8 protein-coding genes are annotated in these 6,719 nt (G+C 66.4%); 4 read left to right on the forward strand and 4 right to left on the reverse strand.

The window, feature by feature from the left end; genetic code table 11:
* Positions 1-547 precede the first annotated feature (547 nt).
* Positions 548-1,216, forward strand: coding sequence for a hypothetical protein (locus tag ACWF94_RS29000; protein ID WP_453494814.1), 669 nt, complete (start codon positions 548-550; stop codon positions 1,214-1,216).
* Between the two features lie 126 nt (positions 1,217-1,342).
* Here ACWF94_RS29000 and ACWF94_RS29005 read toward each other — a convergent pair whose 3' ends face one another.
* The 3 genes from ACWF94_RS29005 to ACWF94_RS29015 all read right to left on the reverse strand — a co-directional run bounded on the left by ACWF94_RS29005 (position 1,343) and on the right by ACWF94_RS29015 (position 3,403).
* Entirely contained in the window at positions 1,343-1,660 is a 318-nt protein-coding gene (locus tag ACWF94_RS29005; RefSeq protein WP_453494817.1) for a hypothetical protein, read from the reverse strand.
* Between the two features lie 106 nt (positions 1,661-1,766).
* Positions 1,767-2,522: a hypothetical protein gene (locus tag ACWF94_RS29010; protein ID WP_453494820.1), complete on the reverse strand. Its 756-nt coding sequence runs from the start codon at positions 2,520-2,522 to the stop codon at positions 1,767-1,769.
* Between the two features lie 338 nt (positions 2,523-2,860).
* On the reverse strand, positions 2,861-3,403 hold the full coding sequence (locus tag ACWF94_RS29015; protein ID WP_453494823.1) for an RNA polymerase sigma factor: 543 nt from the start codon (positions 3,401-3,403) through the stop codon (positions 2,861-2,863).
* Between the two features lie 470 nt (positions 3,404-3,873).
* On the opposite strand from ACWF94_RS29015, the gene ACWF94_RS29020 reads away from it, so the two are divergent.
* From ACWF94_RS29020 to ACWF94_RS29030, 3 genes are all read left to right on the forward strand, one after another.
* Positions 3,874-4,221: a DUF6300 family protein gene (locus tag ACWF94_RS29020; protein ID WP_453494826.1), complete on the forward strand. Its 348-nt coding sequence runs from the start codon at positions 3,874-3,876 to the stop codon at positions 4,219-4,221.
* 43 nt (positions 4,222-4,264) lie between these two features.
* A complete protein-coding gene (locus ACWF94_RS29025) occupies positions 4,265-4,465 on the forward strand; it encodes a hypothetical protein (RefSeq protein ID WP_453494829.1) in 201 nt (66 codons plus the stop codon).
* A 173-nt stretch (positions 4,466-4,638) separates the two neighbouring features.
* Positions 4,639-5,289, forward strand: coding sequence for a hypothetical protein (locus tag ACWF94_RS29030; protein ID WP_453494832.1), 651 nt, complete (start codon positions 4,639-4,641; stop codon positions 5,287-5,289).
* Positions 5,290-5,511: 222 nt separating this feature from the next.
* On the opposite strand, the gene ACWF94_RS29035 is transcribed toward ACWF94_RS29030, so the two are convergent.
* Positions 5,512-6,719 (reverse strand): hypothetical protein (locus tag ACWF94_RS29035; RefSeq protein WP_453494835.1); only part of this gene is annotated, 1,208 nt, incomplete at its 5' end.

The following is a 6,719-nucleotide window of genomic DNA, read 5'->3' on the forward strand; positions in this document are numbered from 1 at the left end:
AGGGCCCGAACCGCTCTCTGGGTTCGGGCCCTTGCCGCTGCTCCTGGCTTTGGCGAGCCGGTGGAACAGGGAATGTCAGAGCCCGCTCCTAGGATGCGGCCGTGGATCGAGACTGGATGCGACAGCAGCTTGAAGCGTTTGCCGACCTGGCCCTGCGCTACGAACGCGGTACAAGGCCGGGCGGCTACCTGGGGGATCCGACGCTCTACGAGCAGCAACCAGATCCCACAACCCGTCAGGAACCAGCCGCCGCGACAGATCATCAACCACAAAGAGCAATGATGCCCCACCTCACAACATCACCACATGAGACAGCCTCTAGCGACTCGGGACAGTAGCGGCGGACTGCGAAGGGGCGGAAGGTCACGACCCTCCTCGCCAGAAAATGGAATATGATCTACCGCTGGAACCTCCTTTCTCACTTTTCAGGGATTCTGCACAGCACCTCCCAGAAATCACTCAGGTCCCCGTACAGTGCAACGGTCATCGACCCGAGGGGAACGAAACTGTGAGTAGATCCATCCGTTTTTCGACAGCATCCTTAGTCTTGGGGATCGCTCTGACTGCTTCGTCGCTGGTCATGGGCGCCCCCAACGCCACCGCGGGGGCTTTGCTGTCGCTGCCGCCCGTAGCGGCAGGGGACAGCCGTAGTGAAGTCCAGAGCCTGACGAGCCAACAGCGCCTAGACCTACAAGCAGAAATCGACGCCACCATCGCCGAGACCAGTAATGGCGCTGTACAGATCAGCGCGAACGAGATTTCCTGGGACGGCGGAGAGGTGATCATGGCATTGCCCCTTCCTGGTGCAGCCGCCGCACCCGGGCCCACCGAGGCAGCCCTCGCCCTTGACGGCGTATCCGCAGCCGAGATGGCAGCTGTCCAGGCCGAGGCAGCCAACTGGAATGGATGCCCGGCGGGCGACAATGACAACCGCTGGTACTGCTTCTACCAGCTCCCTAGATTCGAAGGCCGTCGGCTCCAGTGGAATCACGCACACTGCTCCACTGGCATCAACTTCGCGGACTACGGGTTCAACGACAAGACCACAGGAATCGTCAACACGACGAGGAACATCGATTTCTGGGGGATGAAGCTGACCATGTTCCACGACTGGTTCACGGGGCACGTGCTCCGCGTACCTCCGTACACCAAGATCTCGGAGCTGGACTCCTTCCACGACAACAAGTTCAGCAGCTTCAGGGCCTGCCGGATTTAGGGCACGGCCGACGAGGGTGAGCCGCTGGGGCAGGCGGTTCATACCGGCTGCCCCAGCAGATCAATTCAATTCCGGCTGCTGACTCGGTCTTTCAGCGACTTGATCGCCACTATCGCGTGCCGAGGATCACCCGTCTCCCCGAGTCGTGCGCATGGATTCCAGAGCCTGGACCCGATCACTGAGTTTCTGGACTCTAGTGGTCAGCTCGGCTATCTGGGCGGCGAGGTCGGATCTCGATGGTTCTTGAATCGGGGCACCGTCACCGATAGCGATGAAGTAGGTGTCTTGATACTCATCGTGAAGTTGCAGTACTTGATCGTCGCGGAGTTGTTTGATGGCGGCCCTGACCTCGTCCCCCGACAGTCCGTACTGGCTCTCCACTGTGGCGACTTCCGGGAAGAGCATGCCGAGGCGATAGCGACGCTGCTCGACACCGCTGCGCACATCCCCTACCAGACGCTCTCTCGGGGGCACCGGGTCGACAGGCTCAGGGCCCGGGAGGGACAGTGTGTTCAATCCGGAGGGGCGTTCCCGCTTTCGCTCGACCATTTCAGGGCCTCTCGTTCAAGGCGGACACGGTCCCGCGTTGCACCGTCTCGTTCACTACCAGCGTGGCTGGAACCCGGATGTTCAGCTTGCGCGGATTGCCGAAGAGGGCTTCTTCCCTCCCTATCGGGTAGCCGGTCCCGGGGTCGAAGAACACGGAAGTCCGCATTGTGCTGCCCTCCCAGACCTCTTCCTGGGTCACCGCGACCACCTCACTTCCCTTCCAGGTGGTGGTGGTCGAGACCCGCACGCCCGGAGTGTCCGCGAGCACGCGCAGGGCCGCGGCTCGCAGGCCCGGGGACAGGGGACCGGATCCCGACTCGTAGTCGAGCATGTCCGCCACCCCGACGACGATCTGGCCACCTTCCCAGTTCACCGTCTTGAGCTGCTGCAACAAGCGATCGGGATTCTCCGCGAAGGGCCCGATCTCCTGCCAGGGGGATCCACCGGGGAACCGACCGGTCCCGTACCGGGTGTCACTCACCGTCTTCCCTGAGACGAGCCCGGCATTCCGAGCCTCCCGCTCCTGGTCTGGATCGGGAAAGATCGGCTCCCCGTAGGTGCTGCGCTTCCGCCCAGCGCGTTGCGTGTCGACCCAGGACTCGGTCACGGTCGGCACGGCCGCATGAGCGATCCCACCTGGCACATCACCTGCGGTATCCAGGGTCCATCCCCAGGTCTTGGAGTACTGATAGCTGCCCCCGGAGGGACCGGACGGATTCGAGGGGCCCTCGGGCAGATCCTCCACCCGCTCGGCCATCTCCTGGAGATACCTTGCTGGAGCCCCTGGCACCGGCGACAAGGACAGCACGGGAGGCGTTACCGCTGCCGACGCCGCCCCGTCTCCCTTCCCAGGCCAGGGGAGTCCGCCGTTCAGCACCACGAACAACGCACCCGCGGTGACCGTCGCGGCGCTCAGCACACTCCTGCGCCCAGGCCCCCTCCGTGCCGGTACGGACCGCTGCCGCGCTCTTGAGCCCCGGAGCACGGCGAGTTCCAACTCGGCCCGCTCAGGCAGCCCCGCAGTGGCGTCCGCGTGCTTCAGGGTGGGGTCATCGTCCAGGGGCAGCAGTGCCCTCACTGCCTCCACGTCCCACTTCATCGTCTGCTCCCTTCCGCCGCCACGGGTTGCTCCCGCACCGGCGCCGGTCCGGCATGAGCCAGTATTCGCTCCAACCGGACGCGGGCCCGGTGTAGTTGGACGGCGAATGCCGTACGACTTCGTCCCATCACCTTGGCGGCGTCGCCCGCATCCAGTCCGTCCCACGACACCAGCAGCAGGACCTCACGGTCGGTCGCCGACAACCTGGCCAGGGCGCCAGCAGCGCTCAGCCGATCGAGCACTGCGTCCTCGGCGGATGCCTCCGCACTCTCGGTGGCCCAAACTTCCAGGCGCTTCCCCAGCTGTTCCGCCCGACCATAGGCCCGCCGATGGTTCGCGGCGACCTTTCGGGCGATTCCGTAGAGCCAGGGCAGCGGCGCTCCCCGCCTGTCGCCCCAACGGCGCCAGGCCACCGTGAACACCTCGGCGGCGGCATCCTCGGCATCACCTGACGGCAGCCTCCGTCTCAGGAACCGCAACACGGGACCGTAGGCAGCCCGGTAGGCCACCTCGAACCCGTCCCATTCGTCGTCGTCCACACCCCACCCCCTGCTACCGGTCACAAGCGTCCTCTACCTCGTCTGTGTCCGGCAGGGGCGGAGCATTACAGCCGGAAGTAGACGGCCATGGTGAGCGGGGTTTTATGGAGCTTGCCGGCGCCGAACCACGATGCGAAGCCGGCGGCTTTGATTGAGCCCTCGAAGCTGTCGCCTCTCTCCATAGAGACCGGGTCGTGGCCGAGGCGGGATCATGTGCCGCTGGAGTACAACCAGGGGCCTGGGCGCTGCTGCTCGTTGCCGGGCATTCGTACTCCTTCGGGGTGGTGGGCATGTGCAGGTTCGGGCAACTGCAGGACGCCCACGCCGGAGACGTGCGGCGCAGCCTCGCCTGGAGGTTCCGCGGTGGTGACCGGCGCGTCCCGGTCGGCCGGCCGACAGACCGTGCACGGCCGTAGACCCCGCACGGACGTCCGGCGTTAGATGACCCCCAAACCACATGGGAGGTCCCGATGGTCAGACAGAGGATCGAGCGGGCACCCGAACTCCCGCCGTGCTCCCGGTGCGGCGGGCAACTCACCATCAGCGCGAAAGGGCCCGTGGGGAGCCTCGGTGTCCCGGTCCGGCTCGAGCTGTGCCGGGCCTGCGACAGTGGCAAGCCCGCGGCCGGCCCGCTCCTGAAGTTCCTCGCCTCCGGCAGCGGCAAGGACCCCTCCCGCGTCCAGGAAGGCGCCCGCCTGATCTGGGCCTGGGAACGGGAAACCCTCGCAGCACACGAATACCACTGGGTCCCCAAAACCACCCCCGCAACGACCGACGTACCACCGGGCAGGTCGATGCGGCCCCGCGGCCACGGATGAGCCCGCTCCGCGTCCGGCCCCGGGATGGGCGACAATCCTCAGCATGAGCCAGTGGGGGATCGCATTGATAGCCGCCGGATCCGCAGTAGCCGGCGGCGCGGTGACCGGATGGTTCACCCGTAGCGCCGGACACCGCCAGGCCGAAGCCGCACGCCACGCCGGCGACCGCCAAGCCGACGCACTCCTGGCGACCGTCCAGGCCACCCTCGACGAACAACGCCGGACCTCCGTGGACACCAGCTGACTGGCACCGGAACAGGATTTGTCGCGGCCGCCGCCCCGGACCGCCCGGCCCGGACGGCGGTGCGACTGTCGACGGCCCCGGCACCGGGCCGGGGCCACGACGCTGCCCGGTCGGCGGGCAGACGATGCCCCCTCTGCCGCCCTGGTCGCAGTCCGGGCGCGATACCGTCCGGCATGAACTACATAGAGTCCGGCATTTCCGCGATCGTTGGGGTTGCGGCGGTGGCAGCCTGTGTGATCGCCTACCGATCCATGAAGACAGCCGAACGGGCTGCGGGGACGGCCGAACGGGCTGCTCAGACGGCGGAGCAAGCAGCCCGTGCCGCTGAGGCTGTCGCAACCATTGAGCGGGACCGGTGGCACGCTGATATGAAGCCCCGCCTTACTTTCACGATCGACGGTCTTCACAGCCCGGTGCTGACGGTTCTGTTCACGGGCCCAACCTCATTGGGGCGACTCGAACGGGTGGAACTGACGATCCGTGACGAGAGCGATAACCACGGGCATCAGCTGGCCGGGGGGCCGAGCCCAGAGGACCTCGCTGCGGTCATCTGGGGACCACTGCGGTTCCTGCCAGGTGCTGGCGACGCGTCCCACGACGGCCGAAAGGCGGGAGTGTTCCCGCTGGAGCTGAACGAGACCCGGATGGTCGCCATGGACCCCACGCTCGTGCCGCGCTGGTACGAGCGCCGCCGGTGGTGGCAGAAGTGGGTCAACCAGCCGGTCCGCTTGTGGGTCACCTGCCAGGCTGAAGGGCATCAGCCCTGGACCGTCAGCGAAGACGTCATGCCTGACCAGGACATCATTGACGTCCTGATCGGGTAGACGGCACCCGGCAGTGAATCCGCTAGCCCTTGGGGCCGGGTTCCCCCTCAGGCTCCTGCTCCGGTCTGCCCGTTCAGGACGGTTCCGTCCGAACGGGAATCGCTGCGACTGATGTGGCGCGAGTGAAAGAAGCTGCGAACGCCGTGGCGCCGGTCCGTACCACCGCGACCCGGAGCCCTCCGAGGAGCCCGGCAGCTTGATCGATCTGAAGGTCGGCACCGGTCAACCACCACCGGAGCATTCCCCGCAGCGCGGGGCGCACGGCAGCCGCTCTGGGTGGTCGCTCACCGTGCCTTCGCTCTGGGCCTGTCGGGGTTTGGGCGGGGCGGCGGGAAGCGGGGTGAGGCGGTAGCGGACGCCGTCCTGGTCACGCACTTCGAGGTCACCGTTCTCTGCCTTTCTCAGCAGGTCGCCGGCATTTTTGAGTGCCATCGTGACCCGGGTCTGGAGCTGTCGGTGAAAGGGAAGTGCGAGGAGCACGAGAGCGTTGATGGCGGGTGCGTGGGGAACGCTGTGACTGAACAGATGCGCTTCCACGTGGCGAAGACTGCTGCCTGCCTCGTTGAAGGGCAGGTCGGTTTCCGCGTTCTTCAGGGCTCTCAGCAGCAGGGTGAGTACCGTTTCGAACATGCTGCGCAGTTCGTCGATGTGGTCACGCCAGGGGGCGTCGGTGAGAAGAGGCCCACGGCTCTGCTCGATCCGCCGGACCACGGTCTTGATCGCCTTCAGGTCGATGTCCCCGGCGTACCGGTACTTCGGCTGTATCCGGGCGAGTAGTTTGCCCGCTTCCAGTCCCTCGTTCCAGGAGATGCCGCTGAGGACTCGGAACCATGCCTCCTGACTGCGGATCGAGTGGACGCCGCAGCCGATGAGGATTTGGTAGAGGATCTTCGCCCGGATCGGGCGGGTGCCGCGCAGAACGGCACCGTAGGTGACGTGGGAGTAGCCCGGTGCCTGCCGGGCGAGGCTGCGGTGGCTGAGCCCGTTGAAGTCCAGAAGTGTCTGGAGCAGGAGCCGAAGTTCGCTTTCATCGGTGACGGGAGAGGGAGTGAGGGTGCTGGTGCGCTCCCAGCGGCGCAGTGCGTCGCGGTACAGGTCGCCTGGGATCCCGGCGGTTTTCAAGCGCAGGCTCTCCCAGCGCAGGCTCCATTCCTCGGGGTCGCCTCCGCAGGCCAGTACGTAGCCGTTGACGGTCTGCCAGGTGGGCAGTTTCCTGCCGCTGTGGGCGTTGGAGAGGGTTGCGGCCGAGATACCGCAGTGCTGGGACATCGTCGCGAGCGGTGGGGTGCCGGCCTTCTTGCGCAGTGCCTGGAGGTCGCGGGCGAAGGCCACGAGGGGGTCGTTGCTTTGGGGCAGTCGGTTCATGGGGCGGGCCACGGCGTCCGTCTCCTTCCCAGCCCGGAACGGGGCCGGGGCCCGTCGGTGAGACG

The sequence above is a fragment of the Streptomyces sp. NPDC055078 genome (assembly GCF_053607985.1).